The organism is Castellaniella defragrans 65Phen, from assembly GCF_000612685.1.
Taxonomy (GTDB): Bacteria; Pseudomonadota; Gammaproteobacteria; order Burkholderiales; family Burkholderiaceae_B; genus Castellaniella; species Castellaniella defragrans.
Genome location: NZ_HG916765.1, coordinates 3,864,702 through 3,889,308 on the forward strand (window position 1 = coordinate 3,864,702; position 24,607 = coordinate 3,889,308).

At 68.7% G+C, this 24,607-nt stretch carries 19 protein-coding genes, 1 tRNA gene, 3 pseudogenes and 1 riboswitch; of the genes and pseudogenes, 12 read left to right on the plus strand and 11 right to left on the minus strand.

Annotated elements, in window-relative coordinates:
• Positions 1 to 3 precede the first annotated feature (3 nt).
• Together gatA and gatB are read left to right on the plus strand one after the other, a co-directional pair.
• Positions 4 to 1,527, plus strand: a complete 1,524-nt coding sequence (gene gatA / locus BN940_RS17360) for an Asp-tRNA(Asn)/Glu-tRNA(Gln) amidotransferase subunit GatA (RefSeq protein WP_043685155.1) — start codon at positions 4 to 6, stop codon at positions 1,525 to 1,527.
• Positions 1,527 to 2,984: an Asp-tRNA(Asn)/Glu-tRNA(Gln) amidotransferase subunit GatB gene (gene gatB / locus BN940_RS17365; RefSeq protein WP_043685158.1), complete on the plus strand. Its 1,458-nt coding sequence runs from the start codon at positions 1,527 to 1,529 to the stop codon at positions 2,982 to 2,984. The genes gatA and gatB overlap by 1 nt, the downstream gene beginning before the upstream one ends.
• Before the next feature lie 323 nt (positions 2,985 to 3,307).
• Here the strand turns inward: gatB and pyrE are convergent, their stop codons facing one another.
• The gene (gene pyrE, locus BN940_RS17370; RefSeq protein ID WP_043685161.1) at positions 3,308 to 3,976 is read right to left on the minus strand and encodes an orotate phosphoribosyltransferase; all 669 of its coding nucleotides are present in this window, start codon (positions 3,974 to 3,976) and stop codon (positions 3,308 to 3,310) included.
• 186 nt (positions 3,977 to 4,162) lie between these two features.
• Here pyrE and BN940_RS17375 point away from each other — a divergent pair, with 186 nt between their 5' ends.
• Together BN940_RS17375 and BN940_RS17380 are read left to right on the plus strand one after the other, a co-directional pair.
• The gene (locus BN940_RS17375; RefSeq protein ID WP_043685163.1) at positions 4,163 to 4,960 is read left to right on the plus strand and encodes a DODA-type extradiol aromatic ring-opening family dioxygenase; all 798 of its coding nucleotides are present in this window, start codon (positions 4,163 to 4,165) and stop codon (positions 4,958 to 4,960) included.
• A gap of 95 nt (positions 4,961 to 5,055) precedes the next feature.
• Positions 5,056 to 5,847 carry an exodeoxyribonuclease III gene (locus BN940_RS17380; RefSeq protein WP_043685166.1) on the plus strand — a complete coding sequence of 264 codons (792 nt, stop codon included), beginning with the start codon at positions 5,056 to 5,058 and terminating at the stop codon, positions 5,845 to 5,847.
• Here BN940_RS17380 and BN940_RS17385 read toward each other — a convergent pair.
• Positions 5,832 to 7,115, minus strand: coding sequence for an FAD-dependent oxidoreductase (locus BN940_RS17385; protein WP_323029231.1), 1,284 nt, complete (start codon positions 7,113 to 7,115; stop codon positions 5,832 to 5,834). The two genes, BN940_RS17380 and BN940_RS17385, sit on opposite strands and share 16 nt — an antisense overlap.
• 179 nt (positions 7,116 to 7,294) lie before the next feature.
• On the opposite strand from BN940_RS17385, the gene BN940_RS17390 reads away from it, so the two are divergent.
• Positions 7,295 to 7,498 (plus strand): hypothetical protein, encoded by a 204-nt coding sequence (locus BN940_RS17390; protein WP_043685169.1) that lies wholly within the window; start codon positions 7,295 to 7,297, stop codon positions 7,496 to 7,498.
• Positions 7,499 to 7,581: 83 nt separating this feature from the next.
• Here the strand turns inward: BN940_RS17390 and BN940_RS17395 are convergent, their stop codons facing one another.
• Together BN940_RS17395 and BN940_RS17400 are read right to left on the minus strand one after the other, a co-directional pair.
• Positions 7,582 to 9,096: an IS5 family transposase gene (locus tag BN940_RS17395; protein ID WP_148304855.1), complete on the minus strand. Its 1,515-nt coding sequence runs from the start codon at positions 9,094 to 9,096 to the stop codon at positions 7,582 to 7,584.
• A gap of 310 nt (positions 9,097 to 9,406) precedes the next feature.
• Positions 9,407 to 10,414 (minus strand): bile acid:sodium symporter family protein, encoded by a 1,008-nt coding sequence (locus BN940_RS17400; protein ID WP_043687990.1) that lies wholly within the window; start codon positions 10,412 to 10,414, stop codon positions 9,407 to 9,409.
• Between the two features lie 84 nt (positions 10,415 to 10,498).
• Between BN940_RS17400 and BN940_RS17405 the strand changes: the two genes are divergently transcribed.
• On the plus strand, positions 10,499 to 11,392 hold the full coding sequence (locus BN940_RS17405) for an AraC family transcriptional regulator (protein ID WP_242404230.1): 894 nt from the start codon (positions 10,499 to 10,501) through the stop codon (positions 11,390 to 11,392).
• 61 nt (positions 11,393 to 11,453) lie between these two features.
• Here BN940_RS17405 and BN940_RS17410 read toward each other — a convergent pair whose 3' ends face one another.
• The 3 genes and pseudogenes from BN940_RS17410 to metX all read right to left on the minus strand — a co-directional run.
• On the minus strand, positions 11,454 to 12,743 hold the full coding sequence (locus BN940_RS17410) for a muropeptide transporter (protein ID WP_084330767.1): 1,290 nt from the start codon (positions 12,741 to 12,743) through the stop codon (positions 11,454 to 11,456).
• Positions 12,740 to 13,402 carry a methionine biosynthesis protein MetW gene (gene metW / locus BN940_RS17415; RefSeq protein ID WP_084330768.1) on the minus strand — a complete coding sequence of 221 codons (663 nt, stop codon included), beginning with the start codon at positions 13,400 to 13,402 and terminating at the stop codon, positions 12,740 to 12,742. The genes BN940_RS17410 and metW overlap by 4 nt, the downstream gene beginning before the upstream one ends.
• Positions 13,403 to 13,599: 197 nt before the next feature.
• Positions 13,600 to 14,814, minus strand: a pseudogene (gene metX, locus BN940_RS17420) (homoserine O-succinyltransferase MetX); the annotation flags it as partial.
• Positions 14,803 to 14,881, minus strand: a riboswitch (SAM riboswitch). (Overlaps the previous pseudogene by 12 nt.)
• Before the next feature lie 458 nt (positions 14,882 to 15,339).
• On the opposite strand from metX, the pseudogene BN940_RS20035 reads away from it, so the two are divergent.
• Positions 15,340 to 15,450 (plus strand): annotated as a pseudogene (locus BN940_RS20035) (helix-turn-helix domain-containing protein); the annotation flags it as partial.
• A gap of 52 nt (positions 15,451 to 15,502) precedes the next feature.
• Here BN940_RS20035 and BN940_RS20040 read toward each other — a convergent pair.
• A complete protein-coding gene (locus BN940_RS20040; protein ID WP_242404346.1) occupies positions 15,503 to 16,051 on the minus strand; it encodes a hypothetical protein in 549 nt (182 codons plus the stop codon).
• Positions 16,052 to 16,329: 278 nt separating this feature from the next.
• On the opposite strand from BN940_RS20040, the gene gshA reads away from it, so the two are divergent.
• Complete coding sequence (gshA, locus tag BN940_RS17430; RefSeq protein WP_420864857.1) at positions 16,330 to 17,907, plus strand: glutamate--cysteine ligase; 1,578 nt, start codon at positions 16,330 to 16,332, stop codon at positions 17,905 to 17,907.
• A 73-nt stretch (positions 17,908 to 17,980) separates the two neighbouring features.
• Here the strand turns inward: gshA and BN940_RS19140 are convergent, their stop codons facing one another.
• Both BN940_RS19140 and BN940_RS17435 read right to left on the minus strand, forming a co-directional pair.
• A complete protein-coding gene (locus BN940_RS19140; RefSeq protein WP_148305004.1) occupies positions 17,981 to 18,217 on the minus strand; it encodes a hypothetical protein in 237 nt (78 codons plus the stop codon).
• A gap of 186 nt (positions 18,218 to 18,403) precedes the next feature.
• A tRNA-Arg gene (locus BN940_RS17435) sits at positions 18,404 to 18,478 on the minus strand.
• Positions 18,479 to 18,770: 292 nt separating this feature from the next.
• Here BN940_RS17435 and BN940_RS17440 point away from each other — a divergent pair.
• The 4 genes and pseudogenes from BN940_RS17440 to BN940_RS17455 all read left to right on the plus strand — a co-directional run bounded on the left by BN940_RS17440 (position 18,771) and on the right by BN940_RS17455 (position 22,273).
• Positions 18,771 to 19,675, plus strand: a pseudogene (locus tag BN940_RS17440) (c-type cytochrome).
• Between the two features lie 467 nt (positions 19,676 to 20,142).
• Positions 20,143 to 21,120, plus strand: coding sequence for an NAD(P)H-dependent flavin oxidoreductase (locus BN940_RS17445; protein WP_043685178.1), 978 nt, complete (start codon positions 20,143 to 20,145; stop codon positions 21,118 to 21,120).
• On the plus strand, positions 21,117 to 21,845 hold the full coding sequence (locus BN940_RS17450) for an enoyl-CoA hydratase-related protein (RefSeq protein WP_043685180.1): 729 nt from the start codon (positions 21,117 to 21,119) through the stop codon (positions 21,843 to 21,845). Before BN940_RS17445 ends, BN940_RS17450 begins: the two co-directional genes overlap by 4 nt.
• Before the next feature lie 197 nt (positions 21,846 to 22,042).
• The gene (locus BN940_RS17455) at positions 22,043 to 22,273 is read left to right on the plus strand and encodes a hypothetical protein (RefSeq protein ID WP_043685183.1); all 231 of its coding nucleotides are present in this window, start codon (positions 22,043 to 22,045) and stop codon (positions 22,271 to 22,273) included.
• Here the strand turns inward: BN940_RS17455 and BN940_RS18130 are convergent, their stop codons facing one another.
• On the minus strand, positions 22,274 to 24,583 hold the full coding sequence (locus BN940_RS18130) for a UvrD-helicase domain-containing protein (RefSeq protein WP_052355996.1): 2,310 nt from the start codon (positions 24,581 to 24,583) through the stop codon (positions 22,274 to 22,276). It lies immediately after the preceding gene.
• Between the last annotated feature and the right edge of the window lie 24 nt (positions 24,584 to 24,607).

Below are 24,607 nucleotides of genomic sequence, written 5' to 3' on the forward strand. Positions count from 1 at the left end.
GCCATGAACCAGCTTGCAGAATTCCACAGCATCCAGGCGCTGGGCGCGGCCCTGCGCGCCCGGCGCGTCAGCGCCTTTGAGCTGGCCGCCGACGCCCTGCGCGCGGCGCGCGCCTACGCCGACCCTAACGTCTTCCTGCACATCGACGACGACCTGACCCTGGCGCAGGCGCGCGCCGCCGACCAGGCGCTGGCCGCGGGCGCCGCCGGGCCGCTCACCGGCATCCCCGTGGCCCACAAGGACCTGTTCGTGACGCGCGGCTGGCGCACCACCGCCGCCAGCCGGATGCTGGCCGGCTACGTCAGCCCCTTCGACGCCGCCGTGGTCGAGCGCTGGCGCGAGGCCGGCGCCGTCTCGCTGGGCAAGCTCAGCTGCGACGAATTCGCCATGGGCTCGGGCAACGAGAATTCCGCCTTCGGCCCGGTGCGCAATCCCTGGGACCCGGAACGCGTCCCGGGCGGCTCGTCCGGCGGCTCCGCCGCCGCCGTGGCCGCCGGCCTGGTGCTGGGCGCCACCGGCACGGACACCGGCGGCTCGGTGCGCCAGCCCGCCGCCCTGTGCGGCGTCAGCGGCATCAAGCCCACCTACGGCACGGTCTCGCGCTACGGCATCATCGCCTACGCCTCCAGCCTGGACCAGGCCGGCCCCCTGGCGCGCAGCGCCCGCGACCTGGTGCCGCTGCTGGACGCCATGAGCGGCTTCGACCCGCGCGACTCCACCAGCCTGGAATCCTGCGACGGCGCGCCCAACGCCGCCGGCCGCGTCCAGGCCGCGTTCGATGCCGCCCAGGCCGGCTTCCAGGCGGGCGGCGAGCGCCCGCTGGCGGGGCTGCGCATCGGCGTGCCGCGCGAGTTCCTCAACGAAGGCCTGTCCGCCGAGGTCGGCGCCGCCGTCGAAGCGGCCCTGCGGGTCTTCGAATCCCTGGGCGCAGTGCGCGTGGACGTGTCCCTGCCGCGCACACGCCTGTCGATCCCGGCCTACTACGTGATCGCCCCGGCCGAGGCCTCCAGCAACCTGTCGCGCTACGACGGGGTGCGCTACGGCCACCGCGCAGCCGTTTACGCCGACCTGGCCGACATGACCAGCCGGTCCCGCTCCGAGGGCTTCGGCGACGAGGTCCGCCGCCGCATCCTGGTGGGCGCCTACGTGCTGTCGCACGGCTACTACGACGCCTACTACCTGCAGGCCCAGCGCGTGCGGCGCATGATCGCCGACGACTTCCGCCGGGTCCTGACCGAGGACTGCGACGTGATCATGGGCCCGGTCACCCCCGCCGTGGCGCGCCGCATCGGCGACAACCGCCAGGACCCGATCGCCGACTGGCTGGGCGACATCTACACGCTGGGCGTCAGCCTGGCGGGCCTGCCGGGCATGTCCATCCCCTGCGGCTTCGGCGGCGAATCGGGCCGCCTGCCCATCGGGCTGCAGCTCATCGGCCGCTATTTCGACGAAGGCCGCCTGCTGGCCCTGGCCGACCGCTACCAGCAGGCCACCGACTGGCACCAACGCACCCCGGGACACGCATAATGGATTGGGAAATCGTCATCGGGCTGGAAACCCACGCCCAGCTCTCCACGCGGTCGAAAATCTTTTCCCGCAGCAGCACGCGCTTCGGCGCCGAGCCCAACACCCAGGCCAACGCCGTGGACATGGCCCTGCCCGGCTCGCTGCCGGCCATGAACCGCGGCGCGGTGGAACGCGCGATCCAGTTCGGCCTGGCCGTGGGCGCCCGGGTGGCCGAGCGCTCGGTGTTCGCGCGCAAGAACTATTTCTACCCCGACCTGCCGAAGAACTACCAGATCAGCCAGTTCGAGCTGCCGATCGTGGTGGGCGGGCAGCTGTCCTTCTTCGTGGGCGAGCAGGAACACACGGTGCGCCTGACCCGCGCCCACCTGGAAGAGGACGCGGGCAAGTCGCTGCACGAGCATTTCACCGGGCCGCACGGGGAATCGTCCAGCGGCATCGACCTGAACCGCGCCGGCACGCCGCTGCTGGAAATCGTGTCTGAACCCGAGATGCGCTCGGCCGCCGAGGCGGTGGCCTATGCGCGCACGCTGCACGGGCTGGTAGTGTGGCTGGGCATCTGCGACGGCAACATGCAGGAAGGCTCTTTCCGCTGCGACGCCAACGTGTCGGTGCGCCCGCGCGGCCAGGCCGAATTCGGCACGCGCTGCGAGATCAAGAACCTGAATTCCTTCCGTTTCCTGGAACGCGCGATCCAGTACGAAGCGCGCCGCCAGATCGAGCTGATCGAGGACGGCGGCAGGGTGGTGCAGGAAACGCGCCTGTACGACGCCGACCGCGACGAAACCCGCAGCATGCGCACGAAGGAAGATTCCGACGATTACCGCTATTTCCCCGATCCGGATCTGCCGCCGCTGGTGGTGGCGCCGGACTGGATCGAGCAGGTGCGCCAGGCGATGCCGGAGCTGCCGGCGGCCAAGCGCGCGCGCTTCGAGGCCGACCTGGGCCTGTCGGCCTACGACGCGGCCCAGCTGACGCTGCACCGCGCGACGGCGGACTATTTCGAGGCCGCGGCGGCCGCCCTGCCCGCCGGCCAGGCGAAGCAGGCCGCCAACTGGATCCTGGGCGAGCTGTCCGCCGCGCTGAACCGCGACGGCCTGGACATCGGCGCGTCGCCGGTGTCCCCGCGGCGCCTGGCGGCGCTGATCGCGCGGGTGCTGGACGGGACGATCTCGACGAAGATCGCGCGCGACGTGTTCGCGGCGATGTGGACGGGCGAGTCGGGCGGCGATCCGGACGCGATCATCGAGTCGCGCGGGCTGCGCCAGATCAGCGACACGGGGGCGATCGAGGCGATGATCGACACGGTGCTGGCGGCCAATCCGGCGATCGTGGAGGAATACCGGGCGGGCAAGCAGAAGGCATTCAATTCGCTGGTCGGCCAGGTGATGAAGGCGGCCAAGGGCAAGGCGAATCCGCAGCAGGTGAACGAGGTTCTGAAGCGGAAGCTGGAGTCTTGATCGGTCTTGGCCGGGGCTTTCTTGATCGGTCTTGGCCGGGGCTGTCATCTCGGCCGGCGTGCGCCCCCGCCCGGCGCGCAGCTCGCCCGGTCCCGGCTTTGCCGGGACTGCCCGGGCATCATGGCCTCATCAGGGCGCTCGCCAAACTCGCAAGGCGGTCAGTCCCCCGGACTGACCGCACCCGTCTTGCTCGAACAGTGGCTCGCTTGCCTCCCTGCTGAGGCCATGCTGTCCGGCGGACTCGAACAGCGCGCCGGGCGGGGGCGCACGCCGTCCTGACGCAACAACGACCATCGGGTTCGAGGCCCGGCCGTGTACCCTGATCACACCCCGTATTTGCCCCGGTACGCCGACACGGCGTCGCGGTGCTTGGCCAGGGTGGCGTCGTCTTCCAGCAAAGCCATGATGTCGGCCAGCGAGGCGATGCTGACCACGGGGATGCCGTAGGCCCGTTCGACTTCCTGGACGGCCGAGCCCTCGGACAGCGCGTCGTCCGCGCCGGCGCGTTCCATGCGGTCCAGGGCGATCAGCACGGCGGCGGGCTGGGCGCCGGCGGCACGGATCAGGGCGACGGATTCGCGCACGGACGTGCCCGCCGTGATCACATCGTCGATGATCACCACGCGGCCCTTCAACGGCGCGCCGACCAGCGTGCCGCCTTCGCCGTGGTCCTTGGCTTCCTTGCGATTGAAGGCGAAGGGCACCGCGCGGTCGGCCCGCGCGGGATGGTTCGACAGGGCGATCGCGGCGGTGGTGGCCAGGGGGATGCCCTTGTACGCGGGGCCGAACAGCATGTCGAAGTCCAGCCCGGAATCGGCCAGCGCCTGAGCGTAGAACTGGCCCAGGCGGCCGACGCTGGCGCCGTCGTTGAACAGGCCCGCGTTGAAGAAATACGGGCTGCGGCGGCCGGATTTCATCGTGAAGTCGCCGAAATTCAAGACGCCCTGTTCCAGGGCGAAACGGACGAAGGCTTGGGCGCGGGAACCAGGCATGGCGAATGATCTCTGTGCGGGAAAGGGCACATTATCGGATATTTGGGCGGGATCCGAGCGGGGCGAAGGCGGAGGCAGGGCATACTCCCATGCGCCATGGCGGGCGCCCGTCGCCCCGGCACGCATGAAGCGCGGCCATGCGGCTATCATGTCCTTTTCGTTCCTGCCGACCTGCAAGGCCATCTCATGCGTCAACCCGTCTATTTCCTGTCCCACGGCGGCGGCCCCTGGCCCTGGATGCCCGAAAAGCGGGACGCCTACGCGCCCCTGACCGCCGCGCTGCAGGCGATCCCCGCCGCCCTGCCCCGCCGTCCCGCGGCAATCCTGATGGTGTCGGCGCACTGGATCACCCGCGGCGGCGTGCTGCTGGGCAGCCACCCGCAGCCGGACATGCTGTACGACTACTACGGCTTTCCCGCCCACACCTACGAAATCCGCTACCCCGCGCCCGGCTCGCCGGAACTGGCCGCGCGCACGGCGGATCTGCTGCGGGCCGACGGCATCCCCGTGGACTTCGACCCGCAGCGCGGCTTCGACCACGGCGCCTTCGTGCCCGCCCACGTCATGTTCCCGGCAGCGGACATCCCCATGGTCCAGCTCTCGATCGAACGCGGCTTCGATCCGGACTGGCACCACCGGCTGGGTGCCGCCCTGGCGCCGCTGCGCGACGAGAACATCCTGATCGTCGGCAGCGGGCTCAGCTACCACAACCTGCGCCTGTTCGGCCCGGCGGGACGCGAGCCGTCCATCCAGTTCGACACCTGGCTGCGGAACGCAATGACGCCGGCCTCGGCAGCGGAGCGCCACGAGCGGCTGCGGGACTGGGAACAAGCCCCCGCCGCCCGGATCGCCCACCCCATGGAAGACCACCTGGTGCCCCTGTTCGTCGCCAACGGTGCGGCGGGCGACGGCCCCGCCAGCCTCTGCCACCACGAAACCGAGGCTGCGGGCGGGCTGACCGTGTCCAGCTTCCGATTCGATTGAGCCCGGGCCGCCTCCCGGCTGGCGGGCACCTCGTCTCGAGCCCCGTGAGCCGGGTAGGTTAAAGTTCAAGCTGCAATGACCAACCGGACACCCACGTGCTGCGGATCACCTCCCTGAACGTCAACGGCATCCGCTCGGCCTTCCGCAAGGGGCTGGCCGACTGGCTCGCCGACGCCCGCCCCGACATCGTCTGCCTGCAGGAAATCAAGATCCAGGACGGCGACCTGGCCGAGGACGTGCGCCATCCCGACGGCCTGACCGGGCACTTCCACCACGCCGAGAAAAAGGGCTACAGCGGCGTGGGCCTCTACCTGCGCCAGCCGGCCGAAGCCATCACCGCGGGCATGGGCTGCCCCGAATTCGACGCCGAAGGCCGCATCCTGCGCGCCGACTGGCCCGGCCTGACCGTCGTCAGCGCCTACCTGCCCTCGGGCTCCAGCGGCGACGAACGCCAGGCCGCCAAATACCGCTTCCTCGACCACTTCGAGGCCTGGCTGGACGGGCTGATGCAGGAACACCGCGACACCGGCCGCGAATTCATCATCTGCGGCGACTGGAACATCGCCCACAAGGAAATCGACCTGAAGAACTGGAAAGGCAACCTGAAGAACAGCGGCTTCCTGCCCGAAGAGCGCGCCTGGCTGAGCAAGATCTTCGACGAACACGGCTGGGTGGACGTCTACCGCCGCCTGCACCCGGACGCCACCGGCGAGGCCTACACCTGGTGGAGCAACCGCGGCCAGGCCTGGGCCAAGAACGTCGGCTGGCGCATCGACTACCACATCGCCACTCCCGGCATCGCCGCGCGTGCGCGCGCCGCCTCCATTCACCGGGAGCCGAGATTCAGTGACCACGCGCCTCTGACGATCGATTACGATTGGTCGTGAACGCCCTGGTCAACGCCGACTTCGGCTTGGTCAATGCACGGCGTGCGCACATGTTCCTGGCGAATCCCGTAGCCAAATAGCTGAGCGGGGCGGTTGCGTACCACGCGGAATTTCAGCAACAGGCGAAGCAGCCAAGGAATGCGCGGCGGCCCACCGCCCGCCTCCAGCGCCCGGCTGATGATGCGGTTCTGAATGGCCAGTTGTACCCGCTGCACCACACGCACTGGAAACTCGCGCCGCCGCTGGATGGATGCGAGCAGCGTCTCGTCGATACGGCGTCCCTCACGCAACGGCGCCGCCAGCGCATTGGCTGCGGCGACGGCGTCCTGAATCGCCAGATTGATGCCGACGCCACCGATCGGCGACATGGCGTGCGCAGCGTCCCCGATCAACAGCAAACCGGGCCTGTGCCAGCACTCCAGGCGATCGACCTGCACAGCCAGCGTGCTGACCGCATCCCAGCCCTCAATACTATCCTTGCGATCGGACAGGAATAGCGCAAGCCGCGCAACCGCATCGCGCAGGCCGTCGATCGGCCGGGCACGCAAGGCGGCGTCGCTGCCTTTGGGCACCACGAAAGCCGTCTGCCAATAATCGTTGCGGTTTAGAAGGATCATCAAGCGGCCATCGTTCGCAATGCCGAAAGTGCCCTGTGGATCGTGTGGCGCGCGCGGCAACCGGAACCACAGCACATCCATGGGGGCACCGTAGTCCTTGCTTGGCAAGCCGGCCGCCTCGCGCATCAGGGAATGGCGCCCGTCGCAGGCCACCACCAGAGCGGCGCGCAGTTCATGATTCCCCTCGGGTGATTCGACCCGAACGCCGACCATACGCCCATTTTCCGTGATCAGGCCGGTGGCCTTATGGCGCATGCGCAGATCGAAGGCCTGGTAGCGCCTGCCTGCGTCGGCCAACAGATTGAGAAAATCCCATTGCGGCACCAGCGCCAGATAGTCGAACGGCCGCAACCCACTGAAATCCACCACAGGCTGCTCGTGCCCCGCGATCAACCCACTCAGAAGGCGCTCGTGCCGCTGGGGCAGTTGTTCAAACTTTTTCAGCAGGTCGAGTTCCTGGAGGATCTGCAGGGTCGAAGGATGGACGGTATCGCCACGGAAGTCGCGCAGGAAATCGCCATGCTTTTCCAGGACGGTCACTGGGACGCCCGCCCGGGCCAGCAGCAACGCCAGCATCATGCCGGCCGGCCCGCCTCCAACGACACAGCAGCTCGTATAATCAGGGGGATTTGGGCTCAATGGCATGATCATGTACTCGAAATGTCGCCAGCCGATCGCGGTCAGTCATAGCGTAGCGCATGACCGTCCGACGAGGGGTGTGGTCGTCATGAACGGCCTAAAGAAAGTACAATCGATGCCGTAGAAGAGAACAGATCCGTTTTCCGTCGTCCGCGTTCCCATGCGCAGGCCGCATTTTTACAGGAGTTCCCATGTCCGATTCCATCGAAGGCACCGTCGCCGCGGCGACCGGCCTGCAAAACTGGAACATGATGCAGGAAAAAGACAACCTGCTGCTGCGCAAGGTCCTGGACGGCCAGGCCAACACCATCCTCAGCCTGGTCAACTCGGTGCCCACTGCGCCGCAACTGGCAAACGGCGGCATGGTGGGCACGCTGCTGCACACGACCGCCTGACGAAGGATTTTCTCCGTGGATTGGGGCCTGGGTTTCCAGGCCCTTTTTAATTAGTCGTCCCTGAAAAATTCATTTGTCCTGTTTCAGGCTGAATTTCCGGCGATCCGAGGCCACGGATTTCGATAGGGCAGGCAGCCCACCGGATCAACCCAATCGCCTCTTGAGCCCATCATGGGCATCAGGCGTTGAATCTGACGACCAATCCACGCAATAAATCGGCACAAAAATAAAGGGCCGATGCCCTTGCGGGCAATCATGCGCAGCAGCCACTTGATATTGAAGCCTGCCGCGCACAACACCGCATGGATCGCATCACCCGTTTGGCCTTTCAAATGACAGCGATTCATTCCATGATCGCTTTTCAGATGCCCAATGACCGGCTCCACCGCCTGGCGCCGTTTAAGCATTCGGCGCTCCTGGTCGGTGAGACGTTTGAATTTGCCTCGGTGTTTAAGGCTATATTCCGGGATCTCGGCATCAACGCCTCGATAGCCCAGATCCGTGTAGACGGTCTGCGGAGCCACGTCCACCGCCTCCATCAGGATGCGGGACTGCTCCAACTGCTCGGCCAGTGTGTGGCCATCGTACGGATTGCCAGGGAAGCTGCGTGCTCCCACGATCAGATTCCCCTTCAAGGTGGTGACAATGCCCACCTTCACTCCAAACTCATAGGGCGTACGGGCCTTGCCCTTGCTGATGCACTCCACCTCATCGGCGTGCCAGCTGTAGACCTTGTCTTTTCCCTTCACCTTCGCGCCCCGACGGCTCTGAGCCGCGATCTTATGTGCGCGAGCCAATAACGGGTCCAAGGCGTCCTGGATGCTCTGCGCCAGCACCGTCTTGTTGCGCTCAATGTCACGCGCCAGACGGCCCAGAATCGTGCGCTGGCGCTTGATCGTCTTATGCATGCGCCGATACTGCTTGGCATGCGCATAGCGGCCCGCTTTCCTGGCCAGCTCCCGGCCTTCCTTGGCGTAGCTCTGCTTTAACGCAATGCCGTGCGCCTTGGCCGCGCAGGCGATCTTCTGGCGCGCCACCTCCAGCAAACGGCTGTCGGTGGGATGCGCCACCGCCTTGGCTTGCACGGTGCTGTCCACTATCACCGACTGCATCGCCGTGCGCTCGATCAGCCCCAGCTTGATGGCCACCACCAAAGTCTGCACCAGCAGCTCTTCGACGCCTTCCTCACCCAACAGCCCCCGGAATCGGCTGATGGCGCTGGGATCGCACGGCAGGCGATTCTCGAAATACTCCTGCCCCGAAAAATACTGCCAGGTGGGTGCATCGCTCCAGCGTTCGCAGACGCCTTCATCGCTCTCGTTGAAGGTGTGCTTCAGATACAGCAGCGAAATCATCAGCCGCATCGGCAGCCGGGGACGCCCCGCGTTTGAATGGCCGGCCCCTACCACGGCCATCGTCGGGCCAAACAGATCAATATCCTCAACCTGCCGGCCGGTGCGCACCTGACGCGCAAAACGGTGTGCGACAGCCGCCTCCAGTTCCTGCCAAGGAATATGCGTGGCAAGCACCGCCAGGGGTTTACGCAGATCAATCATCTGGTCCAGGCGGCTGCGGAAAAAATCGTCAATCTGGCTCATGCGGTTTCGGGGCAATCTCCCAGAAAATGAGCCCCAGCGGGCTGTTTTTGGGGGATTTGATAGTCTGGAGTGGCTTTATTTTACAATAAAATCAATGAGTTATTTATAATTCAGGGCCGATACATTATCCAGCCTGTCGCTCCCGCGCCCCGCCGGGGCCTGTTGGAGGGGCGGGCAGCCGCAGGCCGAGGGCGCACGACCTGCGCCCGAGCCGCGCCGACCTGGCCCCGGCGGGGCGCGGGGGCGGCGGGCGGGTTAAAAACCCAGACCCAAAACGCAGGCTAGAAACCCAGACAACAAAAAGCCCGAATCAAGCAGCGGCACGACGCCCAGACGAATCCTGCTGCTGCCCCGCCCGCAAATAATGCTGCGCCAGCACCGCGCACACCATCAGCTGGATCTGGTGGAAGATCATCAGCGGCAGCAGCACCGGCCCGATGGCGCCCGCGCTGAACAGCACCCCGGCCATCGGCACGCCGGTGGCCATGCTCTTCTTCGAGCCGCAGAACACGATCGTGATCTCGTCTGCCCGGTTGAAGCCCATGCGCCGCGCCGACCACGTATTGAGCACCAGCACCAGCGCCAGCAGCCCGCAGCAGGCCACCACCAGCCAGGCAAGCGAGATCGAATCCACCGTCTGCCACAGCCCGCCGATCACCGACTCGCTGAAGGCCGTGTAGACCACCAGCAGGATCGAACTCTGGTCCACGCTGGTGACGAGCTTGCGGTGGCCGTCCATCCAGCGGCCGATCACCGGACGCATCAGGTGGCCGGCGACGAAAGGCAGGAAGATCTGCACACTGATGCGGCCGATCGCCTGCAGCAGCGAACTGCCGCCCAGGGCGGACGTGTCCGCGCCCAGAAACAACTGCAGCAGCAGGGGAGTGATGACGATGCCGACGATGCTGGAAGCAGAGGCCGCGCAGACCGCCGCGGGCACGTTGCCGCGCGCGATGGATGTGAAGGCGATGGCCGACTGGACCGTGCCGGGCAGCACCGTCAGGTAGACGATGCCCACGTAGAGCGGCTCGCCCAGCAGCGGCAGAAGAACCGGCCGAAGCACCCACCCCAGGATGGGGAAAATCACGAATGTCCAGATGAAGATCACGCCATGCAGCCGCCAGTGCGTGGCGCCTGCGATGATGGCCTCGCGGGATAGCTTGGCCCCATGCAGGAAGAACAGCAACGCGATGGCTGCAGCCGTGAGCCGTTCAAAGAACACCGCGCCCTGGCCGTGGGCCGGCAAGACCGTGGCGGCCGTGACGACCGCGATCAGGATCAGGGTGAAACGATCGAACAGCAGACGTAATTTCGACATCATGAAAGTGGGCGCTCCGGCGGTCCGGGGCTCTCGCAGAGAAGGTTAAACTGGCTGGGAAGCCATGTTTGGCGGTAAACAGCTATGAAACATTCTCGAACGGACATGCAAAGCGGCATCCAGGTCGCCGCGGACACCGTCCGGGCCGGCGGCAACCCCGGCAAAAGCCCAGGCAATGCCGCCGTTCCGGGCCGGCGCGGCGGCCTGCGCCGCCTGCCCCGGCCCGTCTACGGCCACATCGACAGCCAGTCGAACATCCTCATCCCGCGCCATCACAAGCACACCTGGGCGCAGCTGTCCTACGCCACCCAGGGCTACCTGCAGGTCTGGACGCCGGACGCCCGCTTCGTCGCCCTGGCGCAGCGCGCGGTCTGGATCCCGGCCGGGGTCACGCACCAGGTGCGGCAATCGTCGCACACCGTCATCCGCAGCCTGTACCTGGACGCCGACGCTCTGGGCCTGGACTGGCCCGCCTGCCGGGTGCTGGCCGTCAGCCCCCTGCTGCACGAACTGATCCGGCGCTTCAGCACCCTGCCCATCGAATACGACCCCGACGGCCCGGACGGCCGCCTCGCCCGGGTGCTGGTGGACCAGCTGGCCGTCAGCCCGGACGCCGGACTGATCCTGCCCTGGCCCACCGACCCGCGCCTGCAATCCGTCTGCCGCCAGCTGCAGAGCCATCCCGACAGCGCCCTGGACCTGGGCGCGTTCAGCCGCCGCCTGGGCGTGTCGGACAAGACCCTGACGCGCCTGTTCCAGCGGCAGACGGGGCTGGGATTCCGCCTGTGGCGCCAGCGCGCCCGGCTGGTGCACGCCCTGCCGCTGCTGGAACGCGGCGAGCGCATCACCGACGTGGCGCTGGCCTGCGGCTACGACAGCCTGTCGTCCTTCATCGCGGCCTTTCGCGCGCACACCGGCGTCACGCCCCGGGCGTTCGCCGCCGGCGCGCGGGAAGACGACCCGCCCCTACCCGGCTGAACCGCCGGAACACAGCGACCGGGCAGGATGAGAACCGCCCGGAAGCATGCCCGGCGCGGCCTCAGGCCGACGCATCCAGCTCCCGGATCCGGCCGCGCATCCACCACAGCAGGCCCAGCCCCGGCAGGGCGATCGCCACGGTCAGGACGAAGAAGACCGGCCAGCCGAACGCGGCCACCAGCACCGGCGTCAGCGGCCCGGCCAGATAGGTGCGGCCCACGGCCGAAAGCGCCGACAGCAGCGCGAACTGCGTCGCGGAGAATTGCGCCTGGCACAGGGCCATGAGCAGCGCCACGAAAGCCGCCGTGCCCAGGCCGCCGCACAGGTTTTCGACCGCCACCACCACCGCCATCGAATACAGGTGCGGCGGCGTCACGGCCAGCAGCCAGTAGCCGAGGTTCGAGACCGCCTGCAGCAAGCCGAAGGCCATCAGGGCGCGGTACAGGCCCAGGCGCGTCATCAGCGCGCCGCCGGCCAGCGCGCCGACGATGGTGGCGACCAGGCCGAAGACCTTGTTGACCATGCCGACCTCGGTGACGTCGAAGCCGGCGCCCCGGATAAGGAAGGTGGTGGACAGCGCGCCCGCGAACGCATCGCCCAGCTTGTAGAGCACGATGAGCAGCAGGATGGCCCAGGCCCCCCGCCGGCCGAAGAATTCCTTCAGCGGCTCGGCCACGGCTTCGCGCAGGGTGCGCGGCGGCAGGGCGGCGCGCTCGGGCTCCGGCGCCCACAGGGTCGCCAGGGACGCCAGCGCCATCAATCCGCCCATCAGCATGTACATGGCGCCCCAGCCCAGCCACTGGTCGGCCAGGATCAGCGCCAGGCCGCCGGACACCACCATCGCCAGCCGGTAGCCCATGACCTTCAGCGCCGCGCCCGCGGCGCGCTCGTCCTGGCGCAGCACGTCGGTGCTGTAGGCGTCGAAGGCGATGTCCTGGGTCGCGGACAGGAAGGCCACCCAGACCGCCAGCAAGGCCAGCACCCGCAGTTCCGAACCGGGGTCGAACAAGCCCATGGCGGCGATCGAGGCCGCCAGCAGCCACTGCGTCAGGAAGACCCAGCCGCGCCGCCGCCCCAGCCAGGGAGGCGCGTAGCGGTCCACCAGCGGCGCCCAGAGGAATTTCAGCGTGTAGGCCGTGCCCGCCAGCGTCAGGAAGCCGATGCTCTGCAGCGAGACCTGCGCCACCGTGGCCCAGGCCTGCAGCGTGCCGGAGGTCAGCGCCAGCGGCAGGCCGCTGGCAAAGCCCAGGACCAGCAGGGGGGCGACGCGCCGGCCGCCGTAGACCCGCCAGCCTTGCGTCGGAGCCCCGGCGCCGGCCACGCCCGTGTCCGCGCCCCGCACCTGCGTCATGCGCGCCCGCCGTCGGGCGATTTGAAGCGGTAGACCGCGAGCTGGCTGCGCCAGCCGCGCAGCCAATGGATTTCCCGCTCGCCGCGGAACGTCGCCAGGTGCGTCACCCGCAGCCCCAGCCGCGCCGCCAGGTCCTGGAAGTCCCGCAGGGTGCACAGGTGGATGTTGGGCGTGTCGTACCACTGGTAGGGCATCTGTTCGTTGACCGGCATGCGCCCGCGCAGGATCGACCAGCCGTGCGGCCAGTAGCCGAAATTGGGGAAGGACACGATGCCGTAATGGGCCACCCGCGCCATTTCCCGCAGGATGTGTTCCGTATGGTGCATGGACTGCAGGGTCTGCGACAGCACCACCGTGTCGAACTGGCGGTCGTCGAACAGCGCCAGGCCTTCTTCGAGGTTCTGCTGGATCACGCGCACCCCGCGCCGCACCGCCGCGATCATGCGCTCGTCGTCGAGCTCGACCCCGGCGCCGCGCACCTGGCGGGTGCGCTGCAGGTAGTCGAGCAGCCGGCCGTCGCCGCACCCGAGGTCCAGCACGCGGCTGCCCGGCTCGATCCATTCGGCGATCCGCAGCAGGTCGATCCGCAGCGGCGAATCCTTTTCCGCGGCCCCGTCCGGGGCGGCCGATTGCGGCACCGCCGCCCGCAGCGTCGTCATGCCCGCACCTCCGAGGCCGACACCCCCGAGGCCGAACTTTCGGATGCCGACATCACCGATGCCGATACTCCCGATGCCGATACTCCCGATGCCGATACGCCCGATGCCGATACGCCCGATGCCGATACTCCCGATGCCGATACTCCCGATGCAGGCGTTCCCGCCGCCAGCACCCCCGTCACGCGGCGGCGCTCGCCCAGACCCAGGCGGGCGGCGATGCCGTCGTAGTAACCCTGCACCACCGCGTGGTAGCGCCGGTCGCCCAGCAGGAAGGCGTCGTGGCCGTGCGGCGCGTCGATCTCGGCGTAGGTGACTTCGCGCTGGTTCTTCAGCAGGGCGCGGACGATCTCGCGCGAATGCTCGGGGGCGAAGCGCCAGTCGGTGGTGAAGGACACCAGCAGGAAGCGCGCCTGCGCGGCCGCCAGGGCGCGCGCCAGATCGCCGCCGTGCGCGCGCGCCGGATCGAAATAATCCAGGGCGCGGGTCAGCAGCAGGTAGGTGTTGGCGTCGAAATAGCGGGAGAACTTTTCCCCCTGGTGGCGCAGGTAGGACTCGACCTCGAATTCGACGTCGTAGTTGTAGCGGTAGTCGCCCGTGGGGCCGGGCGCGCGCTGCGCGCGGCCGAACTTCGAGGCCATGACCTCGTCGGACTGATAGGTGATGTGGCCCACCATGCGCGCCACCGACAGGCCGTTGGCCGGCACCACGCCGTGGGCGTGGTAATCCCCGCCGCGGAAATCCGGATCGGTCAGGATGGCGCGGCGGGCGACCTCGTTGAAGGCGATGTTCTGCGCCGACAGGCGCGCCGTGCTGGCGATCACGATGCAGTCGCCCACCCGTTCCGGGCAGGTGATCGCCCAGCTGAGGGCCTGCATGCCGCCCAGCGAGCCGCCCATCACGGCGGCGAAGCGCTCGATGCCGAAATGGTCGGCCACGCGTGCCTGGGCATGCACCCAGTCTTCGACCGTCAGCAGCGGGAACGACGCCCCCCAGGGGCGGCCGGTGGCGGGATCGATCGTGGCCGGCCCGGTGGAGCCGAAACACGAGCCGAGGTTGTTGATGCCGATGACGAAGAACCGGTCGGTGTCCACCGCCTTGCCGGGGCCGACCATGTTGTCCCACCAGCCGATCCGGTCCGGGCGCTCGGCGTCCATCCCGGCCACGTGGTGCGAGGCGTTCAGGGCGTGGCAGATCAGCACCGCGTTGCTGCGCGCGGCGTTCAACTGGCCGTAGGTTTCCACCGCCAGGGTGTAGGACGGCAGCACCTGGCCGCTGGACAGCGTGAGGGGATCGGAGAAATGCAGGAACTGCGGGGAGACGAAGCCCACGCTGCCTTCCGGCACGGTGCGCGGGTCGATGGCGGGGGCGGCCGGCTCGCAGGCGGGCACGGGGGAAACGGCGGTCGTGGTCATGGGACCTCTTTAGCTGGATTTATGGAGCGCCCGCAAGCGGATCAGGCAAATCGGCGCCAATTCGTGTTTCATTCTAGCACCGCGGCCTGCCACGCTGGCAAGCCTGGTCAGCCCTGTCATGCCCGCCGGATCATGCCCGACTGATCATGTCCGCCGGATCATGCCCGGCCACCGGTGCCGCGCCAGCGGCGGCGCCGGGCCGCCTGGGACCGCCGTACTCCGCGCCGGGCGGCGTCCGGGGCGTGTTTCCGCACCACGGACCGGCCGGCATCGACCTCAAACCAGCCTCAAACCGAGCCCGGAAGGGCCTCAAAGCCGCATCGAATCCGCCTCAACAGATTCCAAACCGACCCCAAGACACCCCAAAACCGACCCCAAAACGCGCCCAAAACAGCCTCAAGCCAGGCCAGACTTAAGGCACATCAACGTTTTCCACATTCCCTATTCGACAAACGCGACGATGGTGATACATTTGCTCACGATAACTTTCATTAGGGCATATAAGAAACAAGGGGGGCGCGTCACATGAAGCGGCTGACCGAGCGGGAACACGAGTGCCTGTACTGGGCGGCACAGGGCAAGACCAGTTGGGAAATCGGGCGCATCCTGGGCATCAGCGAGCGAACCGCCAACTTCCACATCGCCAACACCTGCGACAAGCTGGACGTGCGCACCCGCCAGGCCGCCATCACCGCGGCAATGCGCCAGGACCTGCTGAGACCGCCCCGTCCGGCCAACGCAGCGACAGCCAGAAATCATCCACCGGCGCGCGCGCATGGTCATCGGGGCCGGCAATCACCACGGCCTCCAGCCATTCGGTCGACGTCACCCTGACCTGCGCTTCGACCCGCACGGGGCCTTGCGGCCCCCGCCCCTCGAATGAAAACCGCCGCTCCGGATCGGCGTCCGGGCCGGGCGGCTCCGCGCCGGCGTTGCGGTACAGGGCCTCGACCGCCCAGCGGGCCAGGCGCCGCCGGGCCGGCTCGTCGGCGGCCCAATCGGGCGGCAGGGGCGCCGCCCCCAGCGCGAACAGCACGCCGCCGGCCTGCGCCGAGCGCATCGTCAGATCCAGCGTCCGGCCCTCGAAGGCCACCGGACGCGTCTGCGCCTGCGGCGTATCCGGCAGGACCCCGGCCGCGCCGTCCTGGCCGAAAGCCACCGGCCGCCAGTCGAAGGTGGGCGAACAGGCGGCCAGCAAGGCCGCGCAGCAACCGACCACCGCCAGAATCCTGAACACGAGCCGCCCCCCTCGCCGATCGCCCGGTCCCGCGCCGGGCCCCATCGGCCGCATTGTACGTCGCGCGCGCCGGCCCCGCGGCGCGCCATCGAGCCGGCGCGGGCCGCCGCACCGGGACAGGGCAGCGATTCCAGGCGGGATGCCGTACCGGGGCAAGGCGGCGATTCCAGGCGGAATGCCGCACCGGGGCAGGCCTGCGATTCCGGGCGCACCTCCGGACCGGGCCGTCCGGCGATGCAGCTAAAATCCTCCTATTCAGACCAACCCGGTACCCATTCATCATGAGCCTGGCCTCGGAACGGCGCGCCCACCTGGCGGCGCAACCAGAACTGTTGCGCGCCATCCGGCGCGGGATCGAAAAAGAAGGCCTGCGGGTGGACGCATCGGGGAACCTGGCCATGACGCCGCACCCGTCCGCGCTGGGATCGGCACTGACCAACCCCCGCATCACCACCGACTATTCCGAATCCCTGCTGGAACTCATCACCCGCCCCCTGCCCGATGCCGAGTCGCTGATCGGCGAGCTGACCGACATCCACAGCTTCGTCGCCCTGCGCAATCCCGGCGAGCCGATCTGGAACCAGTCCATGCCGGCGCACCTGCCGCCGGAAGCCGACATCCCCGTCGCCTGGTACGGCACGTCCAACACCGGCATGCTCAAGCACGTCTACCGCCTGGGCCTGGCCTGGCGCTACGGCAAGGTCATGCAATGCATCGCCGGCGTGCACTACAACTTCTCGCTGCCCGAGGCCGCCTGGGACCTGCTGGCCGACGGCGACACGCCGCAGGACCGCCGCAATACCGGCTACATGGCCCTGATCCGCAATTTCACGCGCCACGCCTGGCTGCTGATGTACCTGTTCGGGGCCTCGCCCGCCGTGTCGCGCAGCTTCCTGCAGCGCGCCGGCTACGAAACGCGGCTCACGCGGCTCAGCCCGGACACCTACTGCATGCCCTGGGCCACCAGCCTGCGCATGAGCGACCTGGGCTACAAGAGCCCGATCCAGTCCGACCTGCAGCTCTGCTACAACGACCTGGACACCTTCACCGCCCGCATCCACCGCGCCGTCACCACCCCCTGGCCCGCCTACGAGGCCATCGGCACCCACCGCGACGACCGGCGCATCCAGCTCAACACCAACATCCTGCAGATCGAGAACGAATACTATTCCAGCATCCGGCCCAAGCAGGCCACGGGCCGCTGCGAACGGCCCAACACCGTGCTGCGCCAGCGCGGCATCCAGTACATCGAGGTGCGCTGCATGGACATCGATCCCTGGGCGCCCGCCGGCATCGCGGTCCAGACCAGCCGCTTCCTGGACGCCTTCCTGCTGTACTGCGCGGTCGAGGAAAGCCCGCTGTTCCCGCCGCCCGGCTTCTGCCAGGAAAGCCAGGACAACTTCGCCCTGGTCGCCCGCGAAGGCCGCCGCCCCGACCTGCTGCTGCAGCGCGACGGCTGTGCCACCAGCCTGCGCGACTGGGCCGAAGAGGCGCTGGACCGCATCGAGCCCTATGCCCGGCTGCTGGATGCGCATTCCGGCGACGGCGGCCACGCCGCCGCCCTGGACCCGCAGCGCGCCAAGGCGCGCGACCCGGACGACACGCCCTCGGCCCGCCTGCTGGCCGCGCTGCGCGAGGGCGGCCGGGAATTCCACGACTGGACCCTGGCGCAAAGCCAGAGCCATTGGGAATTCCTGCGCGCGCGCGGCCTGCCGGACGACACCCTGGCGGCCTACGACGCGGCCGCCCGGAAATCCATCGCCGACCAGGCCGCCATCGAGGCTGCTGATACGATCTCGTTCGAGGACTACGTGGCGCGCTTCCACGCGGCGCTGGGGCCGGCGCCGGTGTGCTGAGGGGGATTTATGGGCAGTGCCCGTGCCGGGCGGCGCGGCGCGATCACCCGCACTGTGCGGAAGAATGCCGGGCTCATTGCGGCTCCACCGTGCGCGGCGCCACCGGAACCAAGGCACAGCCGGGCCAGGTGACCCTCAATGCCTCGCCGAGCATCGAGACCAGACGGATGATGTCGTCACCGGCGGCGTCGTGCAGGGCCTCGGCGACGATCAGCGCACGGCGCGTGTCCGGACGGATGGCGGATGCGCCGCTCTGGCGGTTCGTCCATCGGCGCGCATGCGCGCAACCCGAGGCATGTCGGTCGCTCAAGCGTGTTTTGAACCACTGTGCACCACGCGCTTGCGGCCGTCTTGAACAAAACACCGATTCCGTACTGGTCGTGCGTATGGCGGCCGAACGAATGCGCCGTGTCGGCCGTCACGGCCTCTATGCCTTTCATGCCGCAGCGGGTGACTTGGAATTGTCCTGGCTTTACCCGGTACCCGGACTCATGCGTGGCGCGCCCGACAGGAATCGAACCTGTATCAGAAGCTTCGGAGACTTCCATTCTATCCATTGAACTACAGGCGCGCAGTGCGCCGGCGGGGGGCCGGCGAATCCGCCCGGGCCAGGGCCCCAAGGAGCCGACGCGAGCGCCCGCGCCATTGCGACACGGGGACGCCATTGTATCGTGTTTGCGCATCCGCTGCTGACTCCGCGGAAATGCATGGCGACATCGGCCGCGAATCGCCCGCGCCCCGGCGCGGTCCCTGCCCGCACGCGGCTTGCTCATGCCTGCCGGCCCGCACCATGCAGCCGCACAGGCCAGTCGCTATAATCTTCGGTTGAAGCCTGTAACACGAACGATTATCAGGATCCCATCATGAGCCTCCCCGAACACGCCCACGGACACGAAAGCGCCATCAAGACCCCGCGTCAGCTGCTGATCACCGTCATCCTGGCCTTTCTGATCCCGATCGCGATCATCATCCTGCTGGTCAATCTGGTCGGCACGTCCATCCGCACGGGCGCCGGCTCGGACAGCCAGTCGGAAGAGGCCATCGCGCGGCGCATCCAGCCCGTGGCGGGGTTCAAGCTGGTCGACGCCGACGCGCCCAAGGTCTTCAAGACCGGCGAGCAGGTCTTCCAGTCCACCTGTTCGGCCTGCCACGGCACGGGGGTGGCGGGGGCGCCGAAATTCGGCGACAAGGACGCCTGGGCCAAGTACATCAAGCAGGGCTACGAAGACCTGGTGAAGAACGCCATCCACGGCATCGGCGCCATGCCCCCGAAGGGCGGCAACGCCTCGCTGGACGACTTCGAGGTCGCGCGCGCCGTGGTCTACATGACCAACCATTCGGGCGCCAGCTTCGACGAGCCCAAGGAGCCGGCCGCCGGCGACGCCGCCCAGGCCGAAGCCGCCCCGCCGCCAAGGCCGAAGCGGCACCCGCCGCGCCGGCCGCCCCGGCGGAAGCTCCCAAGGCCGCCGAAGCCAAGCCGGCCGAGGCCCAGCCCGCGCCCAAGGCCGAAGCCCAGGCCGATGCCGGCAACGCCGTCGGCAAGAAGCTCTACGAGTCGGTCTGCATCACCTGCCACTCGATCGGCCTGGCCGGCGCGCCCAAGTTCGGCGACAAGGCCTCCTGGGAACCCTTCGTCAAGACGGGCCTGGACACCATGCTGAAGAACGCCATCTCCGGCGTGGGCGCCATGCCCCCGCGCGGCGGCTCGCAAGCCTCCGACGAAGAGCTCAAGGCCGCCATCGAATACATGGTGAACGCCGCGAAGTAAACGTCCCCCGGACGTTCGGCGCCCAGCGCCACCGGCCGCCTCCAGGGCGGCTCCGCGCCCCGGCCGCAGCGCCGGGGTTTTTCATGTTCCAGCCGGCGCGGCGCTCCGGCCCGATCGACCGCACCGACCGCACCCCGGCTTTCCCCATACCGCAGGCATCACGGGATCGAAACACGCGCACATGCGCGAGTTGCGCGTTCAGCATGAAGGCCAGCCCTGCAGGATTCTTTACGCGTTCGAGCCGGCCGGATGATTCTTCCGCAGCACCGGGCCTGTCGCAGCACCCGTATCTTTGCCGCTCCGATCTCGGTATATCCACTATGTTTTCAAACAATCGTTTGATTTAGAATGGGGCACCACCCGGCGGATCGGCCGGGGTCCGTCCGCCCGCAACGGCGCCGACGGGCGGCGTCACGGCCGCCCCGGCCGGCGGGGCGGCCTCATCCTCACGCGGGAGACACATCCTCATGCCCCACCCCATCGTCACGGCGCTGCACCAATCCATGACGCTGCCCGTCATGGCGGCGCCCATGTTCATCGTCTCGAATCCGGAACTGGTGATCGCCCAGTGCGCCAGCGGCATCATCGGCTCGATGCCGGCGCTCAACGCGCGGCCCCAGGAAAAGCTGGGCGAATGGCTGACGCAGATCGAGACCAGCCTGGCGGCCCTGCGCGCCGCCGATCCGGACCGGCCGATTCCGCCCTACGCCATCAACCACATCATCCACCAGTCCAACGACCGGCTGCAGCACGACCTGGAAGTCTGCGCCGAGCACCGCGTGCCGCTGATCATCACCAGCCTGCGCGCGCCCAACCAGGTGGTGGACGCGATCCACGGCTGGGGCGGCAAGGTCTTCCACGACGTGACCACGCTGCGCCACGCGCAGAAGGCGCTGGACGCGGGCGTCGACGGCCTGATCCTGGTGTGCGCGGGGGCCGGCGGCCACGCGGGCACGCTGTCGCCCTTCGCGCTGCTGGGCGAAGTCCGGCGCATCTTCGACGGTCCGGTCTGCCTGTCGGGCGCCATCAGCCGGGGCCAGGACGTGCTGGCCGCGCGCGCCATGGGTGCGGATTTCGCCTATGTCGGCACGCGCTTCATCGCCAGCGCCGAAGCCAACGCCCAGCCCGAATACAAGCAGATGATCGTCGACACGGCCGCCGCCGACATCGTCTACACCCCCTATTTCACCGGCATCCCGGGCAACTACCTGAAGCCCTGCGTGCGCAACATCGGCCTGGATCCCGACAATCTGCCGGCCGCCCACAGCACGAACTTCGGCAGCGACAGCAAGAAGGCCTGGCGCGACATCTGGGGCGCCGGCCAGGGCGTGGGCAACATCGACAGCGTGCTGCCCACCGCGGACATCGTCGCCCGCCTGCGCGACGAATACCGCGAGGCCGCCCAGGCGCTGCGCGACGGCTTCGTCGAGGAGGTGCGCGCATGATCCGCGTCGAGCGCCGGGACGCCGTCCTGGAAATCCTCATCGACCGGCCGGAGCGGCGCAACGCCCTGACCGACGCCATGTACCGCGACATCGAGCGCGCCCTGCGCGAGGCCGACGCGGACGCAGCCTGCGCCGCCGTGATCCTGCACGGCGCGGGCGGGCACTTCACCGCCGGCAACGATCTGGCGGAATTCCAGATGCCGCAGGACAGCCGCGACGTGGGCTCGATCGCGTTCCTGCACGCGCTGGCGTCGGTGGATGTGCCGGTGATCGCCGCCGTCCAGGGCCAGGCTGTGGGCGTGGGCGTCACGCTGCTGCAGCACTGCGATTTCGTCTACGCCGCCCCCGACGCGGTGTTCCGCCTGCCCTTCGTGTCTCTGGGCCTGTGTCCGGAAGGCGCCTCCAGCTACCTGCTGCCCCGGCTCGCGGGCGACCGCAGGGCCGCCCAGTGGCTGCTGGGCGCCGAGCCCTTCGGCGCCGAGGACGCCCTGGCCGGCCGGCTGCTGACCGCTGTGGCGGACGACCCGCTGGCACAGGCGCGCGCCTGCGCCCAGGCGCTGGCCGCCCAGCCGGTCCAGGCCGTGCGCGCCAGCAAGCGCCTGCTGCGCGAGCCCCTGCGCGCCGAGGTCCACCGCGTCCTGGACGCCGAGGCGGCCGTGTTCTTCGAGCGCTTGAAATCGCCCGAGGCCCAGGCGGCCTTCCAGAAGTTCTTTGCCCGCAAGTGATGAGGCTGGACACGCAATCGTCCCTTGCGGACTATTGCGTGCCGGGCGAATCGGGGCGGCCCGCAGGCCGCCCCGTTGTTTTTCGGCAGCGGTTTCGGGCGCTTTTCTCGTATTAGGGTTTTCCCCTATCTTTAACCTAGGGTTTACCCTATACTGACTCCTGTTGAAATCTGAAGCTTCTGAAACAGGAGTCAGTCATGTACGCCACGCAAACCCCGAATCTGCTGTCCGACGCCCTCGAACGCGCCTACAGCCGCTCCCTCCTCGACGCCACGCAGCAGCCGCTGCAACTGGGCAAGGCCATCCGCAGCCTGGGCCGCCTGATCGGCCGCGGCGCCGCCGCCACCGGCCGCTTCCTGGCCAACGTCATCAACGCCCAGGCCGAGGCCCGCGCGCGCGACATGCGCTACAGCCGCACCCCCTGGTAATCAGCGCTTCTTAAGCAAAGCCTTCAGCCGGTCCAGCGTCCGGTCCGGGTCGGTGTCGCCGACCGGACGGGGCGCTTCGGCCTGCAGCCCCATCTCCGCGATGAAGCGCGAGGGCTCGCAGATCACGTCCTCGCGCCCGCGCCGCCGCTTGCGGCACCAGCTGATGCGCAGCGTGCGCTGCGCGCGCGTGATGCCCACGTACATCAGGCGCCGCTCTTCCTCGATGCGGCGCGCCCGGGCCGCCACGGCGGCCTCGCTGACGTCCCCCTCGTCATCGCCGCCCCGGTGCGGCAGCAGCCCTTCCTCGACCCCGATCAGGTAGACGTGGGGGTATTCCAGCCCCTTGGACGCATGCAGCGTGGACAGCTTCACCGCGTCGGGCTCCTCGTCGTCGGCGCGCTCCAGCATGGTGACCAGGGCAACGTGCTGCACCAGCTCCAGCAGGGTCATGTCGTCCTCGTCCGCCTTGCGCTTGAGCCATTCCAGCAGTTCCAGCACATTGGCCCAGCGGGACTGCGCCTGGCGTTCGTCCAGCGTGTCGTACAGGTGGCGCTCGTAGTTCATCGCCGCCAGCAGGTCGTCCAGCACCCGCGCGGCATCGTCGCCGCGCAGGCCATCGACGCCGGTGGCCGCCCCCGCCAGGCCGTCGGACGCGCCGGTCTGGGCAGCCTGCGGCAGGGGCACAAGTCCCGCCCCGCCCACGCCTCCTCCGGCCGCCCCCGCCGCCGGCACGGCATCCGCGTCAAAGGCCGGCGGGTCTGCGTCAAAGGCCGGTGGATCCGGATCGAAGGCCAGCAGGTCGCCCTGGACCGCCGCGCCCGGCAGGAGCGGCACCGCGCCGCCGCGCCGCGCCGCGCGCGCCTGGAAATGGTCCACCAGCCGGACGAAGTCGCGCACGGCCTCGCGCTGGCGAGGCGCCGGTAGGACGGCCTCGGACACGTCGGCGGCCACCGCGTACAGCGACACGCCGCGCCGGGCGGCTTCGGCCCCCAGGGCCTGCAGGGTGCCCTGGCCGATGCCGCGCCGGGGCGTGGTCGCCGCGCGGATGAAGGCGGGGTCCTCGTCCTCGTTGGCGATCAGCCGCAGCCAGGCCAGCACGTCGCGGATCTCGGCCTTGTCGAAAAAGCTCTGCCCGCCCGAGACCGTGTAGGGGATCCGCAGCGTGCGCAGGGCCTGCTCCATCACCCGGGCCTGGTGGTTGCCCCGGTACAGCACGGCGAAGTCCTTCCACTGCGCCTGGCGCTCGAAGCGCGCCGCCGACAGGCGCATGGCGATGGATTCGGCCTCGGCCAGGTCTGAATCCATGGGCGTGACCACGATGGGCTCGCCCGCCCCCAGGTCCGACCACAGGGTCTTGTCGAAGGTCTTGGGGTTGTGGCCGATCACCCGGTTGGCCGCCTCCAGGATGGTCTGAACGGAACGGTAGTTCTGCTCCAGCTTGATCAGCCGCAGCGAGGGATAGTCGCGCGCCAGCTGGGCGAGGTTTTCCACCGTGGCGCCGCGCCAGGCGTAGATGGCCTGGTCGTCGTCGCCCACCGCCGTGAACATGGCCCGGTCGCCGCACAGCATGCGCACCAGCTGGTACTGGCAGGCGTTGGTGTCCTGGTATTCGTCCACCAGCAGGTACTGGACCCGCGCCTGCCAGCGCGCGCGCAGGGCCTCGTCGGCCGCCAGCATCCGCGCGGGCAGGCGGATCAGATCGTCGAAATCCACCGACTGGTAGGCCCGCAGGGTCGCCTCGTAGCTGCGGTAGACGCGCACGGCCTCGGCCTCGTCGGGTCCCTGGGCCACCCGCGCCGCGCCGTCCGGGTCCAGCAGGGCGTTCTTCCACAGGGAGATCGTCTGCTGCACGGCCCGCAGGCGGGCGCGGTCGGTCGTGGCCAGCAGTTCCTGGACGATGCCCTGGGCGTCGGTCGCGTCCAGGATCGAGAAGCCGCGCTTCAGGCCCGCGCCGGCGTATTCCTCGCGCAGGAAGCGCAGCCCCAGGGAATGGAAGGTGCCCACCGTCAGTCCGCGCAGCAGCCGCGGGTCCACCAGGGTGCGGACCCGCTCGTTCATTTCGCGCGCCGCCTTGTTGGTGAAGGTCAGCGCCACCACGTGGCGGGCCTGGTAGCCGCACTCGCGCAGCAGATAGGCCATTTTCTGGGTGATGACGCGGGTCTTGCCGCTGCCCGCGCCGGCCAGCACCAGGCACGGGCCGTCCAGGTAGAGCACGGCCTCGCGCTGGCGGGCGTTCAGGCCCTGCGGCAGGGTGGATCCCGGCGGGAGGGCGGCGGACGCGCGCAGCGCGGCCTCGGCCGGTGCGTGCATGCGGGGCGGGACCGGGGCCACGGC